Source organism: Streptomyces sp. NPDC031497 (assembly GCF_055580905.1).
Window position 1 is genome coordinate 40,182 of the sequence record NZ_JBVIKO010000025.1, and the last position, 26,318, is coordinate 66,499.

At 70.8% G+C, this 26,318-nt stretch carries 25 protein-coding genes and 3 pseudogenes; 12 read left to right on the plus strand and 16 right to left on the minus strand.

All coding sequences use genetic code 11. The features are described from left to right. Positions 1 to 4: 4 nt before the first annotated feature. The 3 genes from ACZ5K7_RS37605 to ACZ5K7_RS37615 all read right to left on the minus strand — a co-directional run bounded on the left by ACZ5K7_RS37605 (position 5) and on the right by ACZ5K7_RS37615 (position 4,058). A complete protein-coding gene (locus ACZ5K7_RS37605) occupies positions 5 to 715 on the minus strand; it encodes a response regulator transcription factor (protein ID WP_468921025.1) in 711 nt (236 codons plus the stop codon). Further along, a complete protein-coding gene (locus tag ACZ5K7_RS37610; RefSeq protein ID WP_468921028.1) occupies positions 712 to 2,541 on the minus strand; it encodes a sensor histidine kinase in 1,830 nt (609 codons plus the stop codon). The genes ACZ5K7_RS37605 and ACZ5K7_RS37610 overlap by 4 nt, the downstream gene beginning before the upstream one ends. 131 nt (positions 2,542 to 2,672) lie before the next feature. Beyond that, the gene (locus ACZ5K7_RS37615) at positions 2,673 to 4,058 is read right to left on the minus strand and encodes a PucR family transcriptional regulator (RefSeq protein ID WP_468921031.1); all 1,386 of its coding nucleotides are present in this window, start codon (positions 4,056 to 4,058) and stop codon (positions 2,673 to 2,675) included. A gap of 110 nt (positions 4,059 to 4,168) precedes the next feature. Here ACZ5K7_RS37615 and ACZ5K7_RS37620 point away from each other — a divergent pair, with 110 nt between their 5' ends. The 4 genes from ACZ5K7_RS37620 (at position 4,169) to ACZ5K7_RS37635 (ending at position 9,350) form a co-directional block, all read left to right on the plus strand. Beyond that, a complete protein-coding gene (locus tag ACZ5K7_RS37620; protein ID WP_351694274.1) occupies positions 4,169 to 4,618 on the plus strand; it encodes a nucleoside deaminase in 450 nt (149 codons plus the stop codon). Beyond that, complete coding sequence (locus ACZ5K7_RS37625) at positions 4,611 to 5,588, plus strand: isopenicillin N synthase family dioxygenase (RefSeq protein ID WP_351694277.1); 978 nt, start codon at positions 4,611 to 4,613, stop codon at positions 5,586 to 5,588. Before ACZ5K7_RS37620 ends, ACZ5K7_RS37625 begins: the two co-directional genes overlap by 8 nt. 136 nt (positions 5,589 to 5,724) lie before the next feature. After that, on the plus strand, positions 5,725 to 7,803 hold the full coding sequence (locus ACZ5K7_RS37630) for a hypothetical protein (protein ID WP_468921034.1): 2,079 nt from the start codon (positions 5,725 to 5,727) through the stop codon (positions 7,801 to 7,803). Then, entirely contained in the window at positions 7,803 to 9,350 is a 1,548-nt protein-coding gene (locus ACZ5K7_RS37635; protein ID WP_468921037.1) for a type 1 periplasmic-binding domain-containing protein, read from the plus strand. The genes ACZ5K7_RS37630 and ACZ5K7_RS37635 overlap by 1 nt, the downstream gene beginning before the upstream one ends. A 205-nt stretch (positions 9,351 to 9,555) precedes the next feature. On the opposite strand, the gene ACZ5K7_RS37640 is transcribed toward ACZ5K7_RS37635, so the two are convergent. From ACZ5K7_RS37640 to hemL, 8 genes are all read right to left on the minus strand, one after another. Then, complete coding sequence (locus ACZ5K7_RS37640; RefSeq protein WP_468921039.1) at positions 9,556 to 9,954, minus strand: SRPBCC domain-containing protein; 399 nt, start codon at positions 9,952 to 9,954, stop codon at positions 9,556 to 9,558. 225 nt (positions 9,955 to 10,179) lie between these two features. Continuing rightward, a complete protein-coding gene (gene ccsB, locus ACZ5K7_RS37645; RefSeq protein ID WP_351694288.1) occupies positions 10,180 to 11,274 on the minus strand; it encodes a c-type cytochrome biogenesis protein CcsB in 1,095 nt (364 codons plus the stop codon). Next, entirely contained in the window at positions 11,271 to 12,974 is a 1,704-nt protein-coding gene (resB, locus tag ACZ5K7_RS37650) for a cytochrome c biogenesis protein ResB (protein ID WP_468921042.1), read from the minus strand. The genes ccsB and resB overlap by 4 nt, the downstream gene beginning before the upstream one ends. Positions 12,975 to 12,977: 3 nt before the next feature. Continuing rightward, positions 12,978 to 13,754 carry a cytochrome c biogenesis CcdA family protein gene (locus ACZ5K7_RS37655; RefSeq protein WP_351694294.1) on the minus strand — a complete coding sequence of 259 codons (777 nt, stop codon included), beginning with the start codon at positions 13,752 to 13,754 and terminating at the stop codon, positions 12,978 to 12,980. A gap of 1 nt (position 13,755) precedes the next feature. Next, positions 13,756 to 14,346, minus strand: a complete 591-nt coding sequence (locus tag ACZ5K7_RS37660) for a TlpA family protein disulfide reductase (protein WP_351694297.1) — start codon at positions 14,344 to 14,346, stop codon at positions 13,756 to 13,758. Positions 14,347 to 14,412: 66 nt separating this feature from the next. Next, the gene (locus ACZ5K7_RS37665) at positions 14,413 to 15,675 is read right to left on the minus strand and encodes a polysaccharide deacetylase family protein (protein ID WP_468921046.1); all 1,263 of its coding nucleotides are present in this window, start codon (positions 15,673 to 15,675) and stop codon (positions 14,413 to 14,415) included. Between the two features lie 135 nt (positions 15,676 to 15,810). Further along, the gene (locus ACZ5K7_RS37670; protein ID WP_351694303.1) at positions 15,811 to 16,494 is read right to left on the minus strand and encodes a histidine phosphatase family protein; all 684 of its coding nucleotides are present in this window, start codon (positions 16,492 to 16,494) and stop codon (positions 15,811 to 15,813) included. Next, positions 16,491 to 17,819, minus strand: a complete 1,329-nt coding sequence (hemL, locus tag ACZ5K7_RS37675; protein ID WP_351694305.1) for a glutamate-1-semialdehyde 2,1-aminomutase — start codon at positions 17,817 to 17,819, stop codon at positions 16,491 to 16,493. Before hemL ends, ACZ5K7_RS37670 begins: the two co-directional genes overlap by 4 nt. Positions 17,820 to 18,121: 302 nt before the next feature. On the opposite strand from hemL, the gene ACZ5K7_RS37680 reads away from it, so the two are divergent. Then, the gene (locus ACZ5K7_RS37680) at positions 18,122 to 18,796 is read left to right on the plus strand and encodes a hypothetical protein (protein WP_351694308.1); all 675 of its coding nucleotides are present in this window, start codon (positions 18,122 to 18,124) and stop codon (positions 18,794 to 18,796) included. Positions 18,797 to 18,865: 69 nt separating this feature from the next. On the opposite strand, the pseudogene ACZ5K7_RS37685 reads toward ACZ5K7_RS37680, so the two are convergent. Continuing rightward, positions 18,866 to 19,258 (minus strand): annotated as a pseudogene (locus ACZ5K7_RS37685) (tyrosine-type recombinase/integrase); the annotation flags it as partial. On the opposite strand from ACZ5K7_RS37685, the pseudogene ACZ5K7_RS37690 reads away from it, so the two are divergent. Next, positions 19,257 to 20,382: pseudogene (locus ACZ5K7_RS37690) on the plus strand (mobilization protein); the annotation flags it as partial. The pseudogenes ACZ5K7_RS37685 and ACZ5K7_RS37690 sit on opposite strands and share 2 nt — an antisense overlap. Here the strand turns inward: ACZ5K7_RS37690 and ACZ5K7_RS37695 are convergent. From ACZ5K7_RS37695 to ACZ5K7_RS37710, 4 genes are read right to left on the minus strand one after another with little or no spacing between them, the layout of a single operon-like run. Continuing rightward, positions 20,383 to 20,937, minus strand: a complete 555-nt coding sequence (locus tag ACZ5K7_RS37695) for a flavoprotein (RefSeq protein WP_468921050.1) — start codon at positions 20,935 to 20,937, stop codon at positions 20,383 to 20,385. Continuing rightward, positions 20,934 to 21,659, minus strand: coding sequence for a WbqC family protein (locus ACZ5K7_RS37700; RefSeq protein WP_468921053.1), 726 nt, complete (start codon positions 21,657 to 21,659; stop codon positions 20,934 to 20,936). Before ACZ5K7_RS37700 ends, ACZ5K7_RS37695 begins: the two co-directional genes overlap by 4 nt. Positions 21,660 to 21,687: 28 nt before the next feature. Next, positions 21,688 to 22,377: a YdcF family protein gene (locus tag ACZ5K7_RS37705; RefSeq protein WP_468921056.1), complete on the minus strand. Its 690-nt coding sequence runs from the start codon at positions 22,375 to 22,377 to the stop codon at positions 21,688 to 21,690. Beyond that, positions 22,374 to 23,417 (minus strand): helix-turn-helix domain-containing protein, encoded by a 1,044-nt coding sequence (locus ACZ5K7_RS37710; protein WP_406172555.1) that lies wholly within the window; start codon positions 23,415 to 23,417, stop codon positions 22,374 to 22,376. Before ACZ5K7_RS37710 ends, ACZ5K7_RS37705 begins: the two co-directional genes overlap by 4 nt. Before the next feature lie 119 nt (positions 23,418 to 23,536). On the opposite strand from ACZ5K7_RS37710, the gene ACZ5K7_RS37715 reads away from it, so the two are divergent. The 6 genes and pseudogenes from ACZ5K7_RS37715 to ACZ5K7_RS37740 all read left to right on the plus strand — a co-directional run bounded on the left by ACZ5K7_RS37715 (position 23,537) and on the right by ACZ5K7_RS37740 (position 26,196). Continuing rightward, positions 23,537 to 23,953 (plus strand): recombinase family protein, encoded by a 417-nt coding sequence (locus ACZ5K7_RS37715; RefSeq protein WP_468921060.1) that lies wholly within the window; start codon positions 23,537 to 23,539, stop codon positions 23,951 to 23,953. Further along, positions 23,953 to 24,366: a hypothetical protein gene (locus ACZ5K7_RS37720; RefSeq protein ID WP_468921063.1), complete on the plus strand. Its 414-nt coding sequence runs from the start codon at positions 23,953 to 23,955 to the stop codon at positions 24,364 to 24,366. The genes ACZ5K7_RS37715 and ACZ5K7_RS37720 overlap by 1 nt, the downstream gene beginning before the upstream one ends. Beyond that, positions 24,363 to 24,599 (plus strand): annotated as a pseudogene (locus ACZ5K7_RS37725) (DUF7848 domain-containing protein). Before ACZ5K7_RS37720 ends, ACZ5K7_RS37725 begins: the two are co-directional and overlap by 4 nt. Continuing rightward, positions 24,587 to 24,727: a hypothetical protein gene (locus tag ACZ5K7_RS37730; protein ID WP_388788125.1), complete on the plus strand. Its 141-nt coding sequence runs from the start codon at positions 24,587 to 24,589 to the stop codon at positions 24,725 to 24,727. Before ACZ5K7_RS37725 ends, ACZ5K7_RS37730 begins: the two are co-directional and overlap by 13 nt. Positions 24,728 to 24,826: 99 nt before the next feature. Further along, positions 24,827 to 25,987, plus strand: coding sequence for a radical SAM protein (locus ACZ5K7_RS37735; RefSeq protein ID WP_468921066.1), 1,161 nt, complete (start codon positions 24,827 to 24,829; stop codon positions 25,985 to 25,987). After that, complete coding sequence (locus ACZ5K7_RS37740) at positions 25,984 to 26,196, plus strand: hypothetical protein (protein WP_468921068.1); 213 nt, start codon at positions 25,984 to 25,986, stop codon at positions 26,194 to 26,196. Before ACZ5K7_RS37735 ends, ACZ5K7_RS37740 begins: the two co-directional genes overlap by 4 nt. Positions 26,197 to 26,318: the final 122 nt, after the last annotated feature.

Genomic DNA, 26,318 nt, shown 5'->3' on the forward strand with positions numbered 1-26,318 from the left:
CGGGTCAGTCGTCGGAGGCGAGATACATGAGCACCGCCCGCACCCGGCGGTCGTACATCTCCTTCGCCTCGGGCCGCAGGCCGAGCTTGTCGAAGACGGTGTTGACGTGGTCCTCGACCGTCCTCTTGCTGATGGACAGTCTCGCCGCGAGGGCCGAGTTGGACAGGCCGCGTGCCATGAGTTCGAGCACCTTCAGCTGCTGGCCGGTGAGGTCGGCCAGGTGGTCGCGGCGACGCGGGGTACGGTACAGGGCGCGCTGGATGTCGCCGTCGATGGCGTATCTGCCGGCCCCGACCTCGTCCACGACCTCGGTGACGAAGTCCGCCCCGGTCACCCGTGACTTGAGCTGGTAGCCGAGGCCTCCGGCGGCGGCCGCGGGCCCGGCCTCCAGCAGGCCGCGCAGATGGGTCAGCTCCATGTCCTTGGACAGCAACAGGATGCTCACCGCGGGATGGGCCCGGCGGATGTCCACCGCCGCCCGCAGTCCTTCCAGCGTGTGCGTGGGAGGCATCCTGATGTCGATGACGGCCAGGTCGGGCGCGGTGTCGGCGACCGCGGTCCGTAACCCGTGCGCCTCCCCCGCCCGCGCCGTGATCTCGTGGCCCTCGTCCTCCAGGATGGTCGCGAGCCCCCGCAGGTAGACCGGATCGTCGTCGGCGAGGACGATGCGCAGAGCCCGCCGCCGGGCCGCCCGGGGACCGAGGCCCGCGCTCATGTCGGTTCGCCCTTCTCGCTCCTGGTCCCGGTGGGCAGTGTCACCATCACGGCCGTGCCCTCGCCGGGACGGCTGCGGACGGTCAGCGTGCCGTCGTACGCGGAGACCCGGTGGCGCAGTCCGAGCAGACCGGTGCCGCCGTCGGGGTGCGCGCCTCCGATCCCGTCGTCGGTGACGCTCAGGTTCAGCGTCGCGTCGGCGTGGTGCAGGTCGACGCGGATGCCGTGGGCGTCGGCGTGCTTGAGCACGTTGCTGATCGCCTCCTTGACGACGTAGTACGCGGTGAGTTCGACCGGCTCGGGCAGCGGGGGCAGTCCGTCGGTGCGGAGGTCGACGGGCAGCGGCAGGTCGGCGGTCAGCGAGCGCAGCGCGGTCACCAGCCCGGCCTCGCTCAGCACCACCGGGTGGATGCCGCGCGCCGCCATCCGCAGTTCGGCGTGGCCCTTCTCCAGGGTGGCGAGCGCGCCGTCGAGGAGCGCCGCGAGTTCCGGGACGCTCGCCTCGCGGTCCAGCCGGCGGCGGGCGATACGCAGTTGCAGGCCGAGGTTGATGAACTTCTGCTGGGCTCCGTCGTGCAGGGCCCGCTCCACCTCGCGCCGCTGCTCGTCGCCGGCCTCGACGACCCGGCGGCGGGAGGCACGGAGTTCGGCGATCAGGGCCTGGTTGTCGAGCTCCAGCGCGGCGGCGGAGACGACCGCCTCCAGGACGTACCGGTCCTCGCGCAGTGCCGGGTCGTGCACGAGAACGCCGACCCGCCGCCCGCCGCGCTCCAGGGCGCTGGTCCACTGTCCGGGCCCGGGGGCCAGCCGTCTGCCGTCGGTGCCGACGTAACCGTCCCCGTCGGGTGCGGGGAAGCCCAGTTCGAGGGACTCGTCGTCGAGGGTCCTGGCGAGTTCGTGGCGCAGTTCGCCGCGGGAGGCGAGCGGCAGTCTGCGCAGCAGTTCGGCCACCGCGGTCCGGCCCAGCCGGATCCGCCACACGCCCGCGAGGAAGGCGAGCGGCAGACACAGGGTCGACAGGTGCGCGGCCGCGATCAGCGGGGTGTGCGACCACTGCCGGCCGGCGCCGAGCGCCGCGTCGAGCCCGGAGGCAAGGCCGCCCGCCAGGCCGACGGCGAGCAGCGGGGCGAGTTCGCGGCGGTACGGCCGTGAGGCTCGCGTCCAGCGCCAGAGCAGGACCGTGATCACGGCCGCGCTGCACCCGAGTTGCACGATGTCCGTCAGTGGCCGGAGCCAGTGCACGTCGTGCGCGAGGACCAGGTTCTCGGTCGTCGATGCGAAGAAGAACACGTCGATCGGCTGGAGGACGAAGGCCACCACGCAGCCGACGGCCAGCAGCACCCGGTCGGCGACGGCCGCGACCGCGCCGTCGTCCTCGCGCGAGCGCAGGCGGCCGTAGGGGAACACCAGCAGCAACGGGATCAGGAATCCGGTGGACGCCGAGCGCAGGAACAGGCCGACGGTGTGCACCACCGGGTGGGTGGAGATCTGCAGATCCTCCGCGAACCAGCCGATCCCCACGAGCAGCATCAGCAGCCCGACCACGTTGCCGGGCCGCCGCAGCCGGGCCAGCAGCCCCGCGCCGAGGTACAGGCCGCCGACCGTGCCCGAGAACAGCGTCGAGGTCGAGTCGGAGTACCGGTCGGGTGCGGTGACGACCAGGACGTAGCCACCGAACGCCGTACCGGCCACGGCGAGGGCGACGGCGGCGCGCCTCGGGGACAGGCCCGCTCTGGAGAACCGGTGGACCGTCGGCGGCCGGGAGACCAGGGCGGAGGCGAGTCCGGTCGTCCCGGTCCGGGACGACCGACGAACAGCGCGCCCCATACCCCCCACACCCCCCATAACCGCCTCCCCATGACGGCCGTCAGCACGCGCTTGCGCCCCCTCACGGTACGCGATCGGCCGACCGCTGTACGGAGTTTCCGTCCAGGTCGCAGGGGCCGATCGCGCTCCGCTCACGCCACCGTGCGCAGCCCGCCCACCGCGACCGCCGTCCCCCGCACCACCCGGTGCGCGCAGGCCGCCGTCAGGAGTTCGCCGAGCAGGTCCGGGTCGTCGATCTCCAGGCCCAGGAGGGACTCGATGCGTTCCAGGCGCTGGTAGAGGGACTGACGGCCGATGTGCAGGAGGGCTGCCGTGCGGGTCGGGGAGCAGCCGTGGCGGAGGTGGACCTCCAGGGTGCGGACCAGGTCGCTGGCGTGGGCGGCCTCCCAGGCCAGCAGCGGGCCGAGGGTGTGCCGGACGAGCGCGGTGAGGCGTTCGCGGTTGGCGGCGATCCCGCCCCGGGTCAGCTCCCGCTCCAGGGCGAGGGCGCGGGCGGAGGTCACCGACGGGCCCTGCGCCGGGGCCGGTTCCGCGGGCGGCACGGTCAGCGCGAGTTCGAGGGTGGTGCGGGCCGCGCGCAGCGTCTCGCTCCAGTGCAGCCAGCCGCCGCCCGCGTCGACGGCATGCCCGACGGCGACGGTGAGCCCGGCACCGGCGACCGAGCGAAAGGCCTCCTGGACCGCGCGCACGGGGTCGCGAGACCCAAGCCCCACACCGACATCCGCGCCGCCGTGGCCCGCGCCGCCTCGGCCGGCGCCCATGCCACCCCGGCCCGCGCCCGCACCACCCCGACCCGCGCCCGCGCCGCCTCGCCCGGCGCCCGTACGGGTGGCGGTGCCCGGTAGGGCGAGCAGTGCGAGCACGTCACCGGGGAACGCCGCCCGCATCGCCCCCGCCCCGCCCAGCAGCCGTACCGCCCGGTCCACGGCCCCGGTCTCCCGTGTCCCGTGCACCGACACCCCGATCAGCCGTGCCCCCGGCCCAGGTTGGAACCCGGCGAGCGCCGAGCGGGCCTCCACCTCCGGCTGGTTCAGCGCGGCCCCGTCGGCCAGGTCGGCGAGCAGGGCGGCCGTGTGGTCGTCGCCCCAGGGCCGTACCACCGCCCGCCCGGACAGTCCGCGCGCGACGATCGCACGGTTGGCGGCCTCCGTGATCCGCACGAAGGGCACCACCCGGTGCAGGGCCAGCAGGGGCAGGCCGCGGGCGCGGGCCTCGTCGGTCACCTCGGGCGGCATGCTCGGCAGCGACCGGCCGACCTCCACCGCGAGCCCGGCCGCACCGCGCGCGGCCAGCTCACGGACGTAACGGCGGCGGACCTCGTCGCCGACGTCGGTCAGCCCGAAGCCGTTGGTGAGCAGCAGCTCGCCGCCGTCGAGGAAGTTGGCGCCCTCGTAGACCTCACTGGAGTGCACCCAGCGGACCGGCCGGTCCAGGGCGTCCGCGCCGGCGAGCAGCTCGGGGCCGGCCGCCCGCACCAGGTCGAGGGCCAGGACCTCACGGAGGGTGAGTGCGGGCACGGGGACCTCCAGGGGACGGGACGGGCGCTGACATTTCGTCCGGCCACGGGTTGCCCGGAGGGTACTTTCCGCACGTTGCCCTCGTGTTTCGGCCACAGGAGAGTGAAGACATGGATCAGCTGCAAGCACGGACCTGGCTCGCCACCGCCGTCGCCGAGGCCCGCGCCGGGCTCGCCGAGAAGGGCATCCCTATCGGCGCCGCGCTCTACGGCGCCGACGGCGCACTGCTCGGCCGCGGCCACAACCGGCGGGTGCAGGACGGCGACCCGTCCCTGCACGCCGAGACCGCCGCCTTCCGCGCGGCGGGACGGCAGCGGTCGTACCGGGGCACCACCATGGTGACGACCCTGTCGCCGTGCTGGTACTGCTCGGGTCTGGTACGCCAGTTCGGGATCTCCCGGGTCGTGATCGGCGAGGCGACCACCTTCCACGGCGGCCACGACTGGCTGGCCGAGCACGGCGTGGAGATCGTCCTGCTGGACGACCCGGAGTGCACCGCCCTGATGCGCGACTTCATCAACGACAACCCGGCTCTGTGGAACGAGGACATCGGTGAATGACACGACCAGCGGCCCCCGTATCCCCACCGTCGATCTGCGGCCCTGGCTCGGCGGCGACGAGGACGCCCGGCGGGAGATCGCCCGGACCGTCGACGCGGCCCTGCAGACCGCCGGCTTCCTGCTCGTGACCGGGCACGGGGTCGAGGACCGGTTGCGCAACGGGGTGCGGGAGGCCGCGCGGGCCTTCTTCGCGCTGCCCGCGGAGGTGAAGGCGGTCTACGCGGCGAAGGTCGGCGGGCGCGGCTGGCTCGGGCCCGGCGCGGAGGCCAACGGCTACTCGGAGGGCACCGAGACCCCGCCCGACCTCAAGGAGTCGCTGACCTTCGCGACCCACGAGCCCTTCGAGGACCCGGTGACCAACGCGGAGTGGTACGCGCCCAACGTGTGGCCGGCCGAGGTGCCGGAGCTGCGGGCGGTCTGCGAGGAGTACCTGGACAGGATGGGCGAGCTGGAGAAGACACTGCTGGAGCTGCTGGGGTACGCGCTCGGGCTCGAAGGGGACTTCTTCTCCCGGCACATGGACCATCCGACGTACGGCTTCAACATCAACTGGTATCCGGGGACCGAGGTCGTCGGCGAGCCGGAGCCGGGGCAGTTCCGGATCGGGCCGCACACCGACTTCGGGACGGTGACCGTCCTGGACCGGCAGGCGGGCCGGGGCGGGCTCCAGGTGTACACCGACGACGGCGGGTGGGAGGACGCGCCGTTCGACCCGGCCGCCTTCACCATCAACATCGGTGACCTGATGGCCCGTTGGACCGGCGACCGGTGGCGGTCCGGGCGGCACCGGGTGCTGCCGCCGCCCACGGACGCGCCGAACGAGGAGCTGATGTCCCTGGTCTACTTCGGCGAGTGCACCCCGGGCACGGTCGTCGAGTCCGTCCCGGCACCGGTCGGCCGCGTGGCGTACCCGCCGGTCGACTCGCACGTCTACCTGAGGGGGAAGCTGGACTCCATCACGGTCGGCTGACGACCGTCACGGCCGACTGCCCACCGACACGGCCGGCCCTGTCACTCCCGGTGCCGGTTTCGTAACCATACGGACATCACTCGGTCTGGCCCGAAGCAACTCCCCCTTCTTACACTTGCGTTGAGGGGGGACTGCCTTGCACAGACGGTTGCACGGGCGCGGGGCGCTGTTCGACGTGGAGCCGGCGGGGCTCATACCGAGGTTCGTCGGGTTACGGCCGTACCAGCACCGGGCCCATCCCCTCGAACACCCCGGCGAGCTGCCGTTGGTGGTGCTGACCGGGGCGCGGGGGCTCGGCAAGAGCGCGGTGCTCGGGGAGTTGCGGGACGCCTACAAGGGGCACACTCCGGTCGCGCTCGTCGACTGTGCGGACGCACAGTTCACGGCGGCGCCCGCGGAGCGTCCCGCCGAGTCCTGGTCGCCGGTCGCGCAGGCCCTGCTGGTCGTCGCCGAGCAGCTGGCGGAACCGGTGACGGGTGCCGGGCGGATCACCTTCCCGCGTCTCATGTCCGGCCTGGTCGCGGTCGCCGCCGGGGGCTGGGGCGACGCCGACTCGGAGCGGATCCGGCGCGAGGTGGAGCGGATCCTGCTGCTGAACGAGAGCGGCTCCTGGGTCAGCGGGTTCGCGGGGCGGTGGGCCGGGAAGGTGGCCGCGAAGGTGGTCGCCGCCGCCACCGGCACCGGGCCGCTGGTCTCCGGCGCCATCGAGGCCACCCTGGAGTCGATCGCCGAGGGCTTCGCCAGCCGCCGGCACCAGAAGGCGTCGGTCTGGTACCGCACGTACCCGAACGCGGGCGGCCACGCACAGCGCGGGCTGATCCTGCTGTCCGGGCACTTCCGGGCCGGCGGCACCTCCCGGGAGCACGCCGAGCGGTATCTCGTACGGGGCCTGCTCGCCGACCTGACGGAGGCGTACGCGGGCGTGCTGCCGCGGATGCAGCGGCTCGGCCGCCCGCTGGTGCTGGTCGACAACGCGGGGACCGGGCCGGGTCCCGGCCTGCTGGACGCCGTGCTGCGCGACCGCGCCGACGGCGTCGCCGACCAGGTGGCGTTCGTCGCCGGGCTGCGCGGCGACGGCCGGGAGCTGCTGCGCAACGGCGTACGACGGGAGCTGGCCGAGGTCGCCCGGCGCACCGAGTGGGCACCGGACGCGGCCGCACCGTCCTCGCGGGCGCTGCTGGTGGCGTTGCCGCCGCTCTCCCCCGACGACACCCTGCACCTCGTCGCCACCCCGGCCGCACCCCAGTTCCCGCACGCCGTGCACCGGTTGACCGGCGGGAACCCGCTGGGCATCGCCGTGCTCGCGGAGGCCGCGGCCCAGCACCCGGACCGGGCCGGCGCGCTGAGCGAGTTGCTGACGGCCGAGGTACGGCTGACCGAGGACGGCCCGGCAGCCCCCGTGTACGCCCAGCTCCTGGACCGGCTGGTCCCGGAGGACCGCCTGGACGAACTGACCGTACTGGCCGCCGCCCACGACTACGGTTCGGCGTGCGCCCTGGCCGAGTCGCTGCTCCCGGACGACTTCGGACCGTCGGGCGTACGGGCGTTGCAGGACCGGCTGGCCCAGGAGGGAATGCCGGTCAGGTACGGGCAGTTCGTCGGCGACCGCTTCGTCCGCACCCTGCTGCTGCTCCGGCTGCATCTGCGGGGCGCCGACCACAGCGACTGGCGCACGGTCCACGAGACCCTGATCGCCTTCTACGCGGGGGACTGGCCGGCCAGCTTCCGGATGCACCTGCAGATGGCGCTCGGGGAGACCGAGCAGGCCGTCGCCCACCTCCGCGACACCTTCCTGACCGTGGAGACCCCCGTCTGGCTGCGCACCCTGCGTTTCCTCGCCTCGGCGCCCTACTTCCACGCCCATGACGCCGAGGGCCGCGACTTCGCCGGGCACGGCGACCGGCGGGCGGCGGTGGCGCTGGGCCGGACGGACGCGAGCCACCGGGTTCCGGAGGACGTGGACCCCGTACTGCACCTGCGCGTACGGCGGTTGCTGCACGCGCTGTGGTACCTCACCGACCCGCTGGTGGTGCCCGACCCGAAAGTCGGTGACCGGCTGCGCTTCGAGCTGGAGCAGTTGTCCAACCTGCGTCCGGCCGACAACGCCCTGCTGTGGCAGGCCTCCCGGGTCTGGCCCGCGGCTGCCCTGGCGGGCCGCCCGCCCGCCGACCCGGAGGACGACGAGAGCGACGACGAGCGGAGCGGGGTGGCGTGATGGCGCGGCGGGGTGTGGGCACATGGTTGCGCGAAGGCGTCTGGTCGATCCCACTGCGCCGTTATCTCGCCCTGCTGGTCACGGCGGGGCTGATCGCCGGCCTGGTGATCGGGGTGCGGGCGGCCCTCCACGACGACCGGTCCTGCGCACCGGGGGTGGCCCGGCCCGAGGACAGCGACGAGTGCGTGGGCGTGGCGACGACGGCGTTCGACTTCGGGCACCCGCAGCTGCGGGACACGGTCCGGGCGATCGCCCGCGAGAACGCCCGCCTCAAGGCCGGGCGTTACGTGACCGTGGCGGTGATGCTGCCGTACACCGCGACGGCGGCGGCGAACCTCGCCGACATCCAGCACGAGCTCCAGGGCGCCTACCTGGCCCAGTACCAGGCCAACCACGACTCCAACGGGGAGTCCCCGGCAATCCGGCTGGTGCTGGCCAACCCCGGTGCGACCAGCCAGTACTGGCAGCAGATGGTCGCGCGGCTGGCGCGGATGACCGGGTCCCCGGACCGGCTGCGGGCGGTGGCCGGGGTCGGGCAGAGCACCGACAACAACAAGAAGGCCGTCAGGGAGCTGACCCGGCTCGGGATCCCGGTGGTGGGCTCGTCGATCACCGCCGACGACCTCGCCAACGGGCAGGGCGGCAAGGACCCCTACCCGGGTCTGGCGCGGGTGTCCCCGACCAACACCGACGAGGCCCGGGCGCTCGCCTCCTTCGCCAAGGTCGGCGCGGGCCGGGCGCTGCTGGTGTACGACAGGCCGGGCGACCCGTACACGCGGACGCTCCAGACGTCGTTCGCCGCGCTGATCAAGGGCTCGCCGTACGAGCCCCAGCCGTTCACGCCGCCGGCCGACCGCAGCAGGGAGGGGACGACCGCGAACACGTTCCGGCAGATCACCAACCTGATCTGCGACACCTCGCGGTCGACCGACACGATCCTGTTCGCCGGCCGGCACACGCAGCTGCGGCAGTTCATCAACGCGCTGGGCGGACGGGGCTGCCAGGACCGGAAGTTCACGGTGCTGACGGGTGACGAGGGGTCGTACCTCACCGGCGAGAAGCACCTGGACCGGGCCGCCCTCCGGCACAACCTGTCGGTCCGGTACACCGCCCTCGCCCATCCGGACGCGTGGCTGAAGGGCAGCCCGAAGACCGGGGGTTCGGCCGTGGCGGCGGAGACGCTGACGCGGCTGCTGAAGAGTGCGCAGAAGTCGCCGGTGGGGCCGATCGGGCCGGTGGCGCTGGAGGACGGCCAGCTGATCATCGCGTACGACGCGATGCGGCTCGCGGTGCACGGCATCCGCGAGGCGGTGCCGGCGGGGAGGTCGGTGCCGACGCTGGCCGACGTGGGGTTGCAGTGGCCTCAGGTGAAGGGGTCGTTGCGGGTGGACGGGGCGAGCGGGTGGATCTGCCTCGACGTGCACGGGAACCCGTACGACAAGGCGGTGCCGGTCGTGGAGCTGCGGCCGGAGGGCGGGTCGCGGTTCGTGACCACCGCCTGGCCGGAGGGAAAGCCGCCCGGCAAGGAATGCCTGCCGCCGTCCTAGCCACGACCCGCCGCTGACCGTGCCGTCCGGACACCTCTGCGCCGCGGCGGCCGGGTGCCGCCGCGGCGCGTGGTGCGGATGCCGTCGCGGCCTGGTCGCCGGAAAGGGGGCGGAAGACTGCTTCGAGCAGGCGCCGGCGCTCCATGCCGAAGTGCCCTGCCCGCTGGAGACCGCCCGGCCCTGGCTCGTCTTCGGGAGGCGTCCCCTACGGAACACCGATATCAATCAAGCGTTCGAATCTGGTCCGCCAGCGCTGTTCCGTGTCCACCTCGCCCTTGAACTCGTGGGTGAAGCGCAGGGCGCTGCCCGCCTCCCCGTCGCGCTCCAGGTGGAAGCGGATCCGGCCGCCGTTCTCCACCGTGTACTCGGCGACCCGGTCCACGTCCCACGCCGTGACCCGGCCCGTGCCCAGGTCACGCAGGGCGACCGTGCCTCCCAGGCGGGGTTGCAGGACGTCGGCGGTGGTGAACCAGGCGGCCAGGCCGTCTGGGGTCGTCAGGCTGGGCCAGACCTGGTGCGGTGACCTCGGAAGCCGCACCAGGAAGTGGAGGATGTGCGTTCTCCCGTGGGTCTGACTGGTGGCCTGTTCGACGGAACCGGTCATGACACCAGCCTGACCCCGGCTCCCGGGATCCGCACCCCTAGGGTCGCTCCCCCGCCTTGTCGACCACGGCCCGCGCCATGATCGCCGTGCCGCCCAGCGATGTCCCGTGCAGGTCGTACACCCGCTCCCCCAGAGATGTGTGTCCACGTCCTCCCAGCTGTCCGTACGGCGAAGGCCGGTTCCCGTGACCTGGGTCACGGGAACCGGCCTTCGCCGGCAACGGGTCTACACGCCCGCGTAGGAGTGCTTGCCGGTGACGAAGATGTTGACGCCGTAGTAGTTGAACAGCCAGCAGCCGAAGGCGAGCATCGCCAGGTAGGCGGCCTTGCGGCCCTTCCATCCCGCGGTCGCGCGGGCGTGCAGGTAGCAGGCGTAGGCGACCCAGGTGATGAAGGACCAGGTCTCCTTCGGGTCCCAGTTCCAGTAGCGGCCCCAGGCGCTGCCCGCCCAGATCGCGCCCGCGATGATCGTGAAGGTCCACAGGGGGAAGACCGCCGCGTTCACCCGGTACGCGAACTTGTCCAGCGAGGCCGAGGCCGGGAGACGCTCCAGGACCGAGGCGGCGAAGCGGCCGGGGGTGCCGCCGGTCTCCAGCTTGTTCTCGTAGGAGTCCTTGAAGAGGTAGAGGATCGTGGCGACCGCGCCCACGTAGAAGACCGCGCCGCAGAAGATCGCGGTGGAGACGTGGATGTACAGCCAGTACGAGTGCAGGGCCGGGACCAGCGGCTCGCTCGCCGTGTAGAGGACGGTGACCGCGAGACCGAGGTCCAGCAGGACCGTGGTGATGAGGAAGAGTCCCATCCAGCGGACGTTCTTCTTCAGGGCCAGCAGCCCGAGGTAGATGGCGACGGCGACCGTGGAGAACGTGATGTTGAACTCGTACATGTTGCCCCACGGCGCCCGCTGCACGGAGGCCGCCCGGGTGATCACGCCGGCCAGCTCCACGAGGAAGGCGAGGACCGTGAGGGAGATCGCGATCCGGCCGTAGAGGTCGCCCTGCTCGTCGCCGCCGTGGGCGCCGGGACCGTCCGGCACGTCACGCGAGCCCGCCGCGGAGCGGACCACGATCTGCGGGCGTTCGAGTACGGCGGTGCCGCCGGCCTTCTTGACCGTGACCGCCGGCGCCGTCTTCGCCGTGCCCTCGGTGGTGAGCGCGTTGGCGGTACGGGCGACCCGGCTGCGGCTGCCCAGCAGCCACTCGAAGATGTAGGCGAAGAAGGCCAGCGTGTAGACGGCCATCGAGGAGTAGATGAGCGTGTTGCTCATGCTCGCGAGATGCTCGTTGGTCGCGGCGAGCGTGGTTGCGGCGGCGGAAGTCATCGCTTCTCAGCCCCTTCGGCAGGTACGGGGGATTCTGCGGAACGGTCGTCTTCGTCGGGGTCGGGAGCCCCCGAAGCCTGGTCGTAGAGGATGCCCGCGAGGTCGCCCAGCTCCTCGGGCACCTTCGCCGACTCGCTGCGGCCGAGGCCGGCCATCTCGACGACGGTGACGCCGTCGGGGCCCGGCACGGCCCGCACCCAGACGCGGCGGCGCTGGATGAACAGCGAGGCGGCAAGGCCGAAGATCGCGGTGAGGGCACCGCCCAGCGCCCAGCCGCTGCCGGGCTCCTGGACGATCTCGAAGCCGGCCCATTCCTTGACGTCCTTCTCGAACGTCACGGAACCGGCGCCGTTCGGCAGCTGCATGGTCTGCCCGGGCTTGAGGTTGTCCCGCAGCTGCGCTCCCTTGGAGTCCTTGAACTCCTTCATGTGGGTCTTGTCGAGCTGGTACACGCTCTGCGGGATGCCCGAGTTGACGCCGAGGTCGCCGTGGTACGGCGTCAGGTTCAGCACCGGGTTCCGCAGCGCCGGGAAGGTGGACAGGACCGAGGAGCCGCCGCCGTAGGTCGGCAGGAAGAACGCCGAGATGCCGAGCTGCTCGCCGACGCCCTGGGCGTCCTTGTAGCCGTCCATCACCTTGACCACGCCCTGGGAGGTGACGTTGGCGTCGAGCGGGAGCAGCGGCACGGCGTCGTGGTAGACGACGTTGCCCTTGCCGTCACGGACCGTGATGACCGGCGCGTAGCCGTGGCTGACGAGGTAGACCTTGGCGTCGTCGATGTGCAGCGGCTCGTTCACCTTGATGGTGGTCCGCTTCGACTTGCCGTAGGCGCCCTCGCTGTAGGCGATGTCCGCGCTGAAAGTGACCGGCGTGCCCTTGCTGGGGCCGCTGGTCTGGTAGCTGGCGTGGAAGTTCTTCAGGTCGAAGCTGAACGGCACCAGGTCGTCGGTGCTGAACAGGGAGCCGGACTTGAAGTCGTCGTACTGGAGGATCGAGTTGGCGAACCCGTCGCCCTCGACGACCAGCTTGGTGCCGTCCGACTTGTACATCTGGCCGGAGGCGAACGCGATCAGCAGCACGATCAGCGCGATGTGGAAGGCGAGGTTGCCGAACTCCCGGACATAGCCCTTCTCGGCGGCGACCGCGTCCCCGGCCAGGTGGGCGCGGAAGCGCCGCTTCTTCAGCAGCTTCAGCGCCGCCGCGCGGACCTCCTCGGGCTCCGCCGTGGTCCGCCAGGTGGTGTACGCCGGGAGGCGGTTCAGCCGCTTCGGCGCGCCCGGCGGACGGCCGCGCAGCTGGCCCACGAACTGCCAGGCGCGCGGGATGATGCAGCCGACGAGCGAGACGAACAGCAGGATGTAGATCGCCGAGAACCACACCGAGCTGTAGACGTGGAACAGGCCGAGCTGGTCGTAGACCGGCGACAGCGTCTTGTGGGCCTTGCGGAAGTCGGCGACCTTGTTGATGTCGGCGCCGGACTGCGGGATCAGCGAGCCGGGGATCGCGCCCAGCGACAGCAGCAGGAGCAGCAGCAGCGCGACCCGCATGGAGGTGAGCTGCCGCCAGAACCAGCGGGCCCAGCCGATGACACCGATGCCGGGGACGATCGGCGGCTCGTCCTGGGAGGGCGCGGTGGACAGCTGCGAGCCGGCCGCGCCCAGTTCCTGATCGTCGGAGGCGTTCCTGGAAGTCGTACTCATCGATCAGATCCCTACAGTGAAGCCGTCGGACCAGCCCTGCATCTCCTGCACGAGACTGTCCCAGGCCCCGGTCAGCAGCAGCACACCGGTCACGATCATCATCGTGCCGCCGATGCGCATCACCCAGACATAGTGGCGCTTGACCCAGCCGAAGGCGCCGAGCGCCTTGCGGAAGGCGACCGCGGCGAGCACGAAGGGCACGCCGAGGCCGAGGCAGTACGCGACCGTCAGTATGGCGCCGCGGCCCGCGCTGCCCTGCTGGGCGGAGAGGCTCAGCACGGCGGCGAGCGTCGGGCCGATGCACGGCGTCCAGCCGATCCCGAACAGCGCGCCCAGCAGGGGTGCGCCGACCAGACCGGCCACCGGCCGCCGGTGGAAGCGGAACTCGCGCTGGGTGAACCAGGGCATCAGGCCCATGAAGAACACACCCATGGCGATCATCAGGACCCCGAGCACCTTGCCGAGGGTGCCGGACTCCTCCTGAAGGTCCTGGCCGAAGTAGCCGAACAGGGCTCCGCTCGACACGAACACGGCGGTGAAGCCGAGCACGAAGAGAGCGGCGCCGGTGGCCATCCGGCCGCGCCGGGCCTCGGCCAGGTCGGTGCCGGCGACCCCCGTGACATAGGAGAGGTATCCGGGCACGAGCGGCAGCACGCACGGGGAGAAGAAGGAGACGAGTCCGCCGAGCAGGGCGATCGGCAGGGCGAGCAGCAGCGCGCCGTTCATGACGGTCGTGTTCGGTCCGTCGGTCGCCGCCGCGAACGTCAGGAGGGCACTCACGTCACTTCTCCGCGAGAACCGGCTTGATCATCTTCAGCAGGTTCTCCTCACTGAGTGCCGCCAGCGAGCGCGCCGCGACGTTGCCCTGCCGGTCGAGGACCAGGGTGGAGGGGATGGCCTGCGGGTTGAGCGTGCCCTTCTTGAAGCGGAGCATCAGCTTGCCCGTCGGGTCGTACAGGCTCGGGTAGCCGATGCCGTTCTGCTTCTCGAAGGCGACCGCGGAACCGGTGCTGGTGTCGCGGGTGTTGATGCCGACGAACTGGACGCCCTTGCTCGCGTACTCCTTGGAGACGGAGGCGAAGTAGGGCGCCTCGGCGCGGCACGGGCTGCACCAGGAGCCCCACACGTTGATGACGACGACCTTGCCCTTGTAGTCCGCGACGTCCAGCGTGCTGCCGTCGATGGTCTTGCCGGACAGGTCGGGGGCCGCCGCGCGGTGGCCCTTCGCGACCGTGTCGACGCCGTCCTTGCCGGCGACGAAGTTGGTGTCGCCGCCTCCGCCGGAGGTGCCGCCGTTGCCGCACGCGGACAGGGTCAGGGCCGCCGTGGCGGCCATGGCGCCGAGCAGGAGGGCGCGGCTACGGGTACTCATGTGAAAAGTTTCGCATGCCCGTTCTGGGGATCTTGCGCACCCCCCTTGGTCCGGGAAACGTCCCTTTCAGGCCGCGGCCCCCTGCTTGAGGAAGGTCTTCCAGCCGCTCTTCGGCTGCTGCCCCACGTCCAGCGTGCGGAGCTTCGCCAGGACATCCGGCTTCTGCACGTCCATCCAGTCCACGAACTGGCGGAAGGAGACCAGGCGGACGTCGGCGCCCTTCTCCTTCTCACGGGCGATGTGCTTGAAGGCCTCCTCGACGGAGTCCATGTAGATGCCGCCGTTCCACTGCTCGAAGTGGTTGCCTATGAAGAACGGCGCCCGGTTCGTCGTGTACGCCCGCTCGAATCCCGCTATGTACGACCCTGCCGACTGGCGCCGCCAGGCCGGGTAGTTGTAGGCGGGGGCCTTCGTCGAGTTGACCGACTGGTTGGCGAGCATGTTGTAGTCCATGGACAGGACCTCGAAGGAGTGACCGGGGAACGGTATCTGCTGGAGGGGCAGGTCCCAGATGCCCAGCTTCTTCTCCGGCCAGACCTGGCGGCCGCCGGGCGAGGAGGCGTCGTAGCGCCAGCCGAGGTCGCGGGCGGTGGGCAGCAGGTTGTTCTGGCCGAGGAGGCAGGGGGTGCGGCCGCCGACCAGTTCCTTGTCGTAGTCGAAGGGCAGGGACGGCAGGTCGGTCCAGCCGCTGTTGGTCCGCCACTCCTTCACGAACGCCTTGGCCTGGTCTATCTCGCTGCGCCACTGCTTGGGCGTCCAGTTGCCGACCGTGCCGTAGCCGCCGCAGAAGTGACCGTTGAAGTGGGTGCCTATCTCGTGCCCTTCGAGCCAGGCGCGGCGGACGTTGGTGAGCGTCGCCTTGATGTGCTCGTCGGTGAGGTAGCCGATGTCGGAGGCGCCACGGGGGTTGTTCGGCGGGTTGTACAGCCGCTTCTTCGACTCGGGGAGGAGATAGAGACCCGAGAGGAAGAACGTCATCGACGCGCCGTGTTCCCTGGCCAGGTCCAGGAAGCGCGGGAAGAGGCCGTTGCCGACCTCGCCGGCGCCGTCCCAGGAGAAGATCACGAACTGCGGCGGGGTCTGGCCGGGCTCCAGCGGCTCGGGGGCGCCGGGCTGGTGGGGCTGCTTGCCGCTGTTCGAGGTGGAGCCGTCGCCGAGGGGGCGCGCGGTGGGCTTGGGCTTGGGCTTTCCGGAGGGAGTCCCGCTGGAACCGCCGGCGTGGGTCGTGCCGTCCGACGATGTGTGTGTGGTCCCGCAGCCGGCGAGGCCCAGTCCGGCCGCGGCGCCCGCGCCGACGCCGAGTATTCCCCTTCGGGTGAAGGTCCGCATGGTTCCCCGATTCGTCGCGTCCTCTGGTGGTCACCCAGTCAGAGGGCGCGGCGAACGATCGGGTTCCTTCACTTCTTCGCTGTTTCAAGCCGAATGTGACGAAGGATCGGATAAGTACCGTATGTCATGGGGGCCTTACGCCCCGAAGGCCTTGTCCTTCCCCTTCACCGGCTTGGCGCCGGCGCGGAGGTGGGCCGGGACGAGGTCGATGGCCGGCTCGCTGTATCCGACGGAAACGATCCTGTCGCCTTCGTATGTGAAAGTCGTCAGGGAGGCGAGGGTGCACTGCCGCTTGCGCGGATCGTGCCAGAGCCGGCGCTTCTCGACGTACGACCGCAGGATCCAGATCGGCAGCTGGTGGCTGACCAGCACCGCCTCATGACCGCGTGCCTGGTCCCGGGCCGCGTCCAGCGCGCCCTTCATCCGGACGACCTGGTCGACGTACGGCTCGCCCCAGGACGGCCGGAACGGGTTGACGAGGTACTTCCAGTTGGCGGGCTTCTTCAGCGCCCCGTCGCCGACACCGAAGGTCTTGCCCTGGAAGATGTTCTCCGCCTCGATGAGCCGCTCGTCGGTGGCGAGGTCGAGCCCGTGCGCCTTGGCGATCGGGGTGGCGGTCTCCTGCGCCCGCTCCAGCGGCGAGGCGACGACGTACGTCACGTCCCGCGAGGAGAGGTGCTCGGCGACCCGGTCGGCCATCTGCCGGCCGAGCTCGGAGAGGTGGTAGCCGGGGAGTCTGCCGTACAGCACCCCGTCGGGGTTGGCGACCTCGCCGTGCCGCATCACATGGACGACGGTGATGTCCTGCTGCTCGCTCATGCTGCCGTGGCCTCCGCGGCCGCTCGGGCCGCCGCCGGAAGGGCGTCGGCGATCTTCTGGATGGCCCGCTCGTCGTGGGCCGTGGAGACGAACCAGGACTCGAAGGACGACGGCGGCAGGTAGACGCCGTCGGAGAGGAGGGAGTGGAAGAAGGCGGTGAACCGGAAGGACTCCTGGCCCCGCGCGTCCTCGTAGTTGCGCACCGGACGGTTGGTGAAGAACACGGAGAACATGTTGGAGGCGTTCTGCACCTGGTGCGCGACGCCCTCCTTGCTCAGCGCCTCGGTGACCAGCGCCTGGATCTGCGCGGAGACGGCGTCCACCTTCTCGTACGCGGCGTCGTCGAGCAGCCGCAGCTGGGCGAGTCCGGCGGCGGTGGCGACGGGGTTCCCGGAGAGGGTGCCGGCCTGGTAGACGGGCCCGGCCGGGGCGAGGTGCGCCATGACGTCCTCCCGCCCGCCGAAGGCGGCGGCCGGGAAGCCGCCCCCCATCACCTTCCCGAAGGTCATCAGGTCGGGCACGACCCCGTCGATCCCGAACCACCCGGCCCGGCTGGTCCGGAACCCGGTCATGACCTCGTCGGAGATGTACAGGGCGCCGTTCCTCTGGCAGGTGTCCCGGACGCCCTGGTTGAACCCGGGCGCGGGCGGCACGACGCCCATGTTGCCCGGCGAGGCCTCGGTGATCACACAGGCGATCTCCCCGGGGTGCCGGTGGAAGGCCTCCTGCACGGCTTCGAGATCGTTGTACGGCAGCACGATCGTGTCCGCGGCCTGGGCGCCGGTGACACCCGGGGTGTCGGGCAGCGCGAAGGTCGCCACCCCTGACCCGGCCGCGGCCAGCAGCGAGTCGACGTGACCGTGGTAACACCCGGCGAACTTGATCACCTTGGTGCGCCGGGTGAAGCCGCGGGCCAGCCGGATGGCGCTCATGGTGGCCTCGGTGCCGCTGCTGACGAGCCGCACCTGCTCCAGGGGCTCGATCCGGGCGACCATCTCCTCCGCGAGGGCGACCTCGCCCTCACCGGGCGTACCGAAGGAGGTACCGCGGGAGACGGCGTCCTGGACGGCGGCGATGACCTCGGGGTGGGAGTGCCCGAGGATCATGGGTCCCCAGGAGCAGACGAGGTCGACGTACTCGCGGCCGTCGGCGTCGGTGAGGTAGGCCCCCTTGCCGGAGACCATGAAGCGGGGGGTACCGCCGACGGCGCGGAAGGCGCGCACCGGGGAGTTCACGCCGCCGGGCGTGACCGCGGAGGCGCGGTCGAAGAGCGCCTGTGAGACGGGCGCGTCGTAGGGATAGGGCGTTTCGCTCTGGGCGCTCATGACGTGCGGCTTCTCCGGCTTCTCGGACTCCGGTTGCTGGGTGACCTCCTCAGGGTAGGCGGAGGACGGTGGTCTTCTCGCAGCGGAGGACGGCGGTACCCGCGCGGTGCCCGGGGCATCTGCGAGACTGTGACCCGATACACCCAGCTCATCCGGTACATAGCCGGCCGGAGGCTGTAAAGATCCTGCGGACTGATGTTTCGACGCACGTTTCGGCGGGCGGCCGTGGGGGAGGTCACTGACACGATGATCGGGTTGCGCGGCGGGGGCCACGCGTCCTAGAAAAGCAGTCGGGTGGAGATATGCATCGCGGTGGCGGACTGGGCGAGGGGACTGACGACCTGGGTCCTCGACGTGCCCGGCGGGGAAGGCACCGACGCGACGCGGAGGAAGCGGCTGAGGCAGCACGTCAGGAACAGGGCGGCGTACCGAGTGAGTCCGAGCGGCGCGACCGACGTATCGATCAGTGGGACCAGAGGGGCCAGCGGATCGATCGCCGAATCGACCGTCTTCAGACCGGGAGCAGGAATGGTGGTCGGGTGGGGGTGACGTACAAATACTTCGGCGCACCGGACGGCGCGACCGCGGCCCGGGTCCCGATCTCGATGCGCCCCGAGGAACTCGGCGGCGACGAGCTCGGCATGAACGGCATGTTCACCAAGATCAAGCCGGAGACCATGGCCGCGATGGTGCTGACGGGCATCGAAGGCGTACCTCTGAACAAGGTGCCACCCCTGGAGCTGGTCGTCCTGCACCCGGACTACGCGGTGGTCAAGCTCCCCATGACGGTCGTCGACCCCCTGCGCGGCATCGGCGAGGAAGCGGTGGGAGCGGCGGCCTTCATCTGGTCGACGGTCCCGGACCGGGGCGGCCCGAGGGACGCGTTCAACGTGTACCAGCTGCTGCACGAGTGGCAGGACTTCAGCCACCGGCTGCATGAGGCGGGGCATCAGCCTTATTGCTTGGTGTGGCCCTGAGCTGGGGTTTCTTGCGGGGTGGGCGGGGTCTTCGGGCCTCGCCCTTTTTGGTGCCGGGGAGCGGCCGTCAGCGGCTAGGGCACATTGAGGGCCCATTGGTTTGGGCGGGGGCACTGATATGCCCTGGGCGCCGGGCGGGTCGGCGTCGCCTTCCGCCTCGGCTTCCGTTTCCGTGAAGGCTTCATCGATCGCCTTGCGGGTGCGGGTCTCGCTGGACGGCAGCAGGTGCGTGTACGTCCGCAGCGTGAAGCCGGGGTCCGAGTGGCCGAGGTACTCGGAGAGCGCCTTGATGCTCTCCCCCGCGTCCAGGAGCACGGAGGCGTAGGCGTGCCGGAGGGCGTGCATGCCGTCTTCCGGGGCCGCCTGGAGGTAGCGCGCGCCCCGCTTGCGGGGAGGGATCACGCCGGCGGCGGCCAGGGCGCGCTTCCAGTCACCCATGTTGAAAACGCTGCGGTTGTAGGCCAAGCGCCTGGGCCAGGACGCCACCTCCCGCGACGTCCTGCGCCTGCGGGTCCGCCGTGCCGTCGCCGCCGCAGCGGACGAGGCCGAGTTCTTCGCCCTGCTGGAGGCCACCCGTGTGAGCGTGCGCCTCAAGCGCGGCCCGTCCGGCGACGCACTCGGCTGCAACTTCGCCCTGCCCGGCGACACCAACGACAAGGGCGAGCCGGTCTTCTATGCGGGCTCCACCCTCGCCCCCGGCCTCTCCCTCCCCCAGATCCGCCGACGCCTCGCCACCACCAGCCCCGAACCGGTCACCGTCCGACCGGGCAACCCGTGGCACCAGGCCACCGCCGCCACCGAACGCATTCCCCATCACCTCACCCACGGCGACGACCACGCCGCCCAAGGACAGCTGGTCGCGCTCGGCGCCGCACTGGACCTCCTGCCGGTCACCGCACCGGCGGCACTGAAGGCCGAACTCGAACAGGCCGCGGCGTCTTCGAGCGCGCCGCCCGCTCCCGCATCGCCGCCGACCTCGACAGCACACGCGTCCTGCGCCGCAGCGTCCAGGCGATCTGGAAGGACCCCACACGGCACGGGGACATCGCCGGACTGGCGATGCTGCTGGACGTCGCGCTCACCGCGGTCGCCTACGCGATGCACTGGCACCGCAGCCGCCAGCACGCCCAACAGGAGGCCGCAGCGGAACAAGCCCTCGTCCACCTGCAGGTCGCGTACGCGCAGGTCGCCGAGCCGGTCCTGGTCGGCCTCGCCAGCCGGGCGCCCAGCCCGCAGACCAAGCGCCGCTTCGCCCACCACCTCCATGAGGCGGTGCCGGAACACGCCGAGCGCATCCTGGCCGACTCGGCCTGGATCGCACTCGCCACTGTGCTCGCCGAGGCAGAAGCAGCAGGACACAACGCGGCCACCGTCCTTGACCAGGCGCTTAGCCAGCTCACCCTGGACGACGCCCACAGCCCCGCCCGCGCACTCACCTGGCGCATCCGCCGCCTCGGCGAACGCCACGCCCAGGTCCGCCAGCAGAGGCAGCCAGGGCTCGCAGCGTCACACCACGCCAGGCAGCTCCTGTCCGACCGGCGGCAGCCCCTCCAGCGCCGCAGCCACCACCAGGACGGCGGCGCTGATTACGGCCGCGCGGACACCTTGGGAGTGAGCAGTTCCAGCGCCTCTTCCCAGCGGTAGCGGTCGGCCCCGCCGCCGGCCTTCGGTCGATGCGGCTCGTACGAGCCGATCAGGACGCCCATCTCGCGCAGTCGCTCCAGGCTCTGCCGGTATGCGGGATGGGCCGCCTGGGCCGAGTTCACGTACGGCAGGACGGCCGTGGGGATGCCCATGCCGTACGCCTCGCACAAGATGCCCAGGGCCAGGGTGTCGGAGATCCCTGCCCCCCACTTGTTGACCGTGTTGAAGGTGGCCGGCGCCACCGCGATGGCGTCAGCGGGCGGCAGTGGACGAGGATCGCCGGGCGAGCGCCAGGCCGAGCGGATCGGGTAGCCGGTCTGGGCCTCGACCGCCTCCGTGTCGATGAAACCCAGGCCCTGCGGAGTGGCCACCACGCCGACGTCCCAGTTTGCCTCTTGAGCGGCCGTGATCAGCTTGCCGACGTCGCCGGCGACCCCGGCCGCGCACACCACGACGTACAGGAACGGCTTCTTGCCCGGCACCTGCGGCTCGGTCACGTGAAGCCCCCCATAAGCCGATGGTCTCGTTGGGCCGCCAGCATGGCAACCAGGGCTTCCGGCCCGATCCGGCTCAGCGCCCAGAGGCTGCTGATGTGGCGGACCCACCGCCAGAGCGGGTCGCCCGTGTCCACAGGGGTGTGGAAGGACAGCACCTGGATGCCGTGGCCATCGAACGCCTGAGTGTCGAGGTAGCGCCAGCCGCCCGTGCCGCAGAGGTAGTGGGTGCTGCTGGTGGCCGCGGCGAGGTCGGCGAGTCTCTCTGACCGGCCCACCCGGGTCGGAATCGCGCTGCTGCGCAGTACCTCGCCGCTCCAGCCCAACGCGGTGAGCAGGGCGACCGTCGACGCCTTGGCAACGTCGGATACACGGTCGGTGTCCTCGAACTGATCGAGAACCGCGTCCAGGACGTCGCGCACCGCGGGCCAGTAGCGGCTGCGGCCGTAGTACTGGCGTGTCAACAGGCTGACGGTGCGACGGGATCGGCCGGGTTCGGCGAGCCGTGCCTGGTCGATCGGTGTCGGGCGCCCGTGAGGAAGGCGGGTCGGGAGCGTGAGCCACTGCTGTCGAGCGGGCTCGTCCAGGGCCGCCAGACGAGCCCGGTGCTGGTAGTCGCGCCGGGCGAACTGGACGTCGTCGAGGACGATCCACCGGTCGGCGGCGTACAGCTTCGCCACCGTGGACAGCCGCGGGAACAGGTTCGGTTGGTGGATCGCGCACACCCCGCCCGGCGAACCGGCATGGGAAGGGTCAGGTGCCGATGAGGCGGCTGTCGAATCCGTCGCGCAGAAGGCGCTCGTAAGCGTCATACACATCCCCCGGTACGTCCTGCTCGACGGCGAAGCCGAGCTTCGGGTACTCGATCACCCGTTGCAGGTCGCCGACGAGCATGTCGACGACGAGCTTCTCGTCGCCGATGGACTTGATGTAGTCGTCCAACTCCAGTGGCTCGGAGGCGCAGACAACCTCCGCCTCGGGCCACAGCTTGCGGCACGTCGCGTACGAGCGGCGCTCCATGTACGGCTTGGAGATCAGCAGCAGCGACTCCACCGCGATGCCGGCCTCGGCCAGCAGCTCACGGGAGAACGTGATGTTCTGACCAGTGTTGGCTGCCTTCGGCTCGACCAGGATCGCTGCGTCCGGCACACCCAGGCTCAGCGCATGCTCGCGGTAGTGCACCGCCTCGCCGCGCGGGAAACGGGCCCGGGTGGTGGGGCTGTTGCCGCCGCTGAACACCACGACTGAGAAGAGACCGGCGCGGTACAGATCGGCGGCCGCGGTGGCCACCCCGAGGTCGTGGCTACCCAGGCCGATCGCCGCCGAGCAGGGCCGCTGCTCGTGGCCCATCTGGTGGTAGTTCCAGATCAGCGTCGCGTCGTGGAACTGCTCGTCGGTGATCTGGCGCTGCTCGTGCTCCGGCACTGGCACTCCCTGGCTCATCCCTGCTGGTCCTTGCGGATGCCCTCGATGCTGCGCAGCTGGTGGCTCAGCCCGTACTGCCGGGCCACGTGTGCCGCCTGATCGAGGACGGACAGCCCATCATTCCGGGTCGCCGCATCCGACAGAAGGATGTGCCCGTACGCGGTGTCCAACCGCACCCGCTGCATCGGGGAGTCGACCGTGCCGGTCGTGCGCGCGATGCCGATGTAGTGCAGGGCCTGCTTCAGGTCGCCGGCACCGCGGTGGGCCAGGGCCAGCTTCTGGTGCGCGACCGACCAGTCCTCCGGTTCGCCCAGGTCCTCGAAGGAGCGGGTGGCCTCGACCATGACGCCGGTGGCGTACTCGTTGTCGCCCTCCTTGCTCAGCGCCGTACCCACCCAGAGCCGGGCCCTGGCACGGTCGCGCGGGCTCAAGCGCTCGTCCCCGGCGAGCAGTTCGTAGTGGCGGGCGGAGGATTCCAGCTGGCCCGACATCTCCTGGACGACAGCGAGGGACAGCTCGATCTGGGCCACCCGGCGCGGGATGTCGAGCTCGGTGAACATGCCGCGAGCGGTCAGGTAGGAGTGCCGGGCTGAGAGTGGGCCGAGGATCGCGCCCTGATCGCGCTGGAGGTCGCCAAGGAGCACGAGGGAACGGCCGTACAAATAGAGGCCCTTGTCGTCCAGTTGGTGGGGTGCACGGCTGCCCAGCCAGCGGTTCAACAGGGTTGAGGCGAAAGGGAAGTCCTGGCGGCTGATGCAGACAACAGCGCGCTCGATGTCCTCGGTCCAGGTCTCGTAGTCCGTCGGCCGCGCGCTCTGCCGTTCAGGGAACAGCACTGTCTCGAACCGGGATTGGGAGGCGGAATCCGCCCGTGCGAGCGCAGTGTCGAGGATGGCCTGGGTGTCCGGGCGTGGCTGCGTCTCCGCGCCGAGGCTCTCCCACTTCGCAACCGTGCGCAGCGCGACACCGAGGTGCTCGGCGAAAGCGCGCATGCTCATACGCAACGCGGCGCGCAGGGCGCTCGCCTCCCGACCTGTCCACTGCTGCACGCTGACCACGGATGACCTCCCTACGTCACGTATGGAAGCACTGTCAGTGACGACGTGGGGCGGGAAGTGCAACGGAAGTACAACAGCAGGTCATTTCGAGGCCGTTCACGACGGCCGACGCTGTGGGCATGGACGACGACCTCATCACCGAACGCCGCCCCATCGCCTTCCCTCAGGTCTTCGGCTACCTGCGTCACGTCACCGGCGGCCTACCCCGCCATACGGCTCTCGTCGACTGCCTCACCGAATACTGCGACCGGCACGAACTGGCCTTGTGCGGCGTCTTCACCGACCGCGACGCCACAGTGATCGTCCGCTCCCCCGCCTTCGTCGGTCTGCTCGACGCGCTCGAACTCCCCGATGCCTACGGGGCCGTAGTTCCAGCTCTCAGCCACCTCGGCCCGAAGGGCCTCGGCACCGAGCGCGAGCGGCAGATAACAGCAACAGGCGCTCGTCTGATTGTGGTCCGCCCTCTCACTCCGACCAGGCGATCCGCCTCTTCGCTCAGCGCAAGCCAAAGTCTTCGGCCGCAGGGAGGTGTGTGATGTCCGTGCGTGACGCGTTGCGAAGTGCGCCCATGGTGAACGACGTGCCGGGACTGCGGCTACTGAAGGTCGGCGACGGCTGGGACGTCGTGCGCACCTCGGCCGAGATCGGCCTCTTGGCTCTGGCCTACCTGCGCGGCACCGGTGCCTCCGTCGGCCCCGTGCTCTACGACAGGCCCAACGGGCGTCTCTACTACGCCGTCCCGACCGGCTCCGAAGCCAGCTGGGACGATCTGCCGGTACGGCACCTCTCCACCGACTCCTGGCTCGTCGCCCCCGGCCTGGAACTGCTCGACGGCTGGTTCGGCGGATGGTGCGAGCTACCCGACGACGACACCCTCACCGACACGCATGCCCTCCGCGCTGCTCTCCAGCACCCTTACGTCGCCACAACTCTGGAGTCGGTTCGATGACCAGCCGCGCGATCATGTGCCGCAAGCGGTAGACCCTCCAGCCCGACCGGGAACCCGACGCCGAGCCCACCACGTACGCGATGCAGTGCGCGGTCTGTGGCGAAACCTCACTGTCCGGCACCGACTTCGCCGAACCGCAGAGCTGGGTGTTCACGCATGGTGGCCGCAACCCCTCACACCATACGTACCGGGAGATCATCACCCGCCCGTGGAGGGCCTGGTGGAAGCCGTGAGCCGCCGTGTCGCCGCCCAGGTATCCAGAGCCGCCCGCTACGCGGGACCACTGCTGATCGTGCTCGTGTCCGCCTCGTGCGGCTTCGTGATCGGCGTGGCCGCCTCGACCGCACGGATCACGCCCTGACCCGCGCTTGGAGAAGGGATTCACCGGCCGAGCGGGCGGCCAACCTGATCGCCGCCCACCACCAGGCCCGACCAACCGCACCCACCTCGTGGAGGTCCCATGATCGAGACGAACACGAGCGCCAAGAGGCTGAGGCCCAAAGCAGCTCCGCAGCTCCTGGCCAGCCCGTTTCTCGCCCAGTACCTCCTCGTCCAGCCCGGCCGGGCGGCCGGCGTGCGCATCCCGGAGGTCCGCTACGAGGAGCTGCGGACCGCGGGCGCTGAAGGCCGATCCGTCCCGGACTGGCTGGCCGACGCGGCGAGGGATGCGTGGGGGACCGAGCTGCCCTCGTCGCCGGTCGGCGACGTCGTCCTCGTCCGCGAGCGGTCACGGTACGGGTACGGCAAGGCGTCGTGGGAGATCAACCTCGGCTGCGACTACGACTGCGAGTTCTGCTACCTCGGGGAGAAGCGGTTCGAGGGCCTGGACTGGGCCGGTAAGCAGACGCTGCTCCAGACACTGAGGGACGCCGGCGTCCTGTGGTTGCAGATCACAGGCGGTGAGGCGCTGATCGACCGAGAGTTCGGCGCGGCGTACGAGTACGCCCACCAGCTCGGGATGATGGTCCAGGTCTCGTCCAACGGCTCCTCGCTGCGGAAGCAGCCGATCCGGGACCTGTTCGCCCGCCACCGGCCGTACCGACTGACCCTGAGCGTCTACGGAGCCACCGCCGAAACGTACGACAAGGTGACGCGCAATCGCGGGGCGTTCGGCCGGTTTCTGAAGGGCCTGGATGCCGCCCGCGAGGACAAGCTGCCGGTCCGCCTGAACGTGATCGTGTCGGACGGCAACGCGCACGAGACAGACGCGATGGTGCGCCTCTCGAAGTCGTACGGCTTCCCTCACCAGGTCTTCACGAACATGTCGCCCACGATCGACGGCGAGGCGAACCCCCTGGCGACGCAGGCACTGGGCCATCTCAAGGCCCGCAGCATCTTCACCGGCTGCAACGCCGGCCACACGTTCTTCCACGTCAACCCGCACGGCATCGCGTCGATCTGCAAGGTCGGCCGTGACCCGAGCGTGAACCTCATCACCGAGGGCGTCGAAGCCCTCCCCCGACTCGGCGCGGTCGCCGAGTCCCTACAGCTCCGCACCGGTGGATGCTCCGGCTGCACGAAGGTCGGCACGTGCCGCACGTGCCGACCGCTGGCCAGGCTCTACCAAGAGGCGGGGGACCGACGAGAGCTCTACTGCCAACATGGAGGTTACGGATCATGACTCCGCCCACCGCAATCCTGACCCCGCCCAGCGAGCCGGTGCTGCTCACCATCGGCCGCCGCCCGACGGACGGCCCGACCGGTGTTCTGCCGGTACCGCTGACCACCGCGTTGATCAAGGACGACGAGTTCCAGATCCTCGCCGACCTGGACGAGGCCGCCGAGGGCGCCGAGTGCAGCTGCTCGGCCGGTGACGACCAGCCGTACTAGATCCACCACGGGCGGCGCCCGTGCCACCCTCTCGTTCCATCCCCTCAGTAGCGGGGGGGGGGGGGGGGGGGGGGGGGGGGGGGGGACACCCCATACAACCACCAAAAAAAAAACAACGCGCG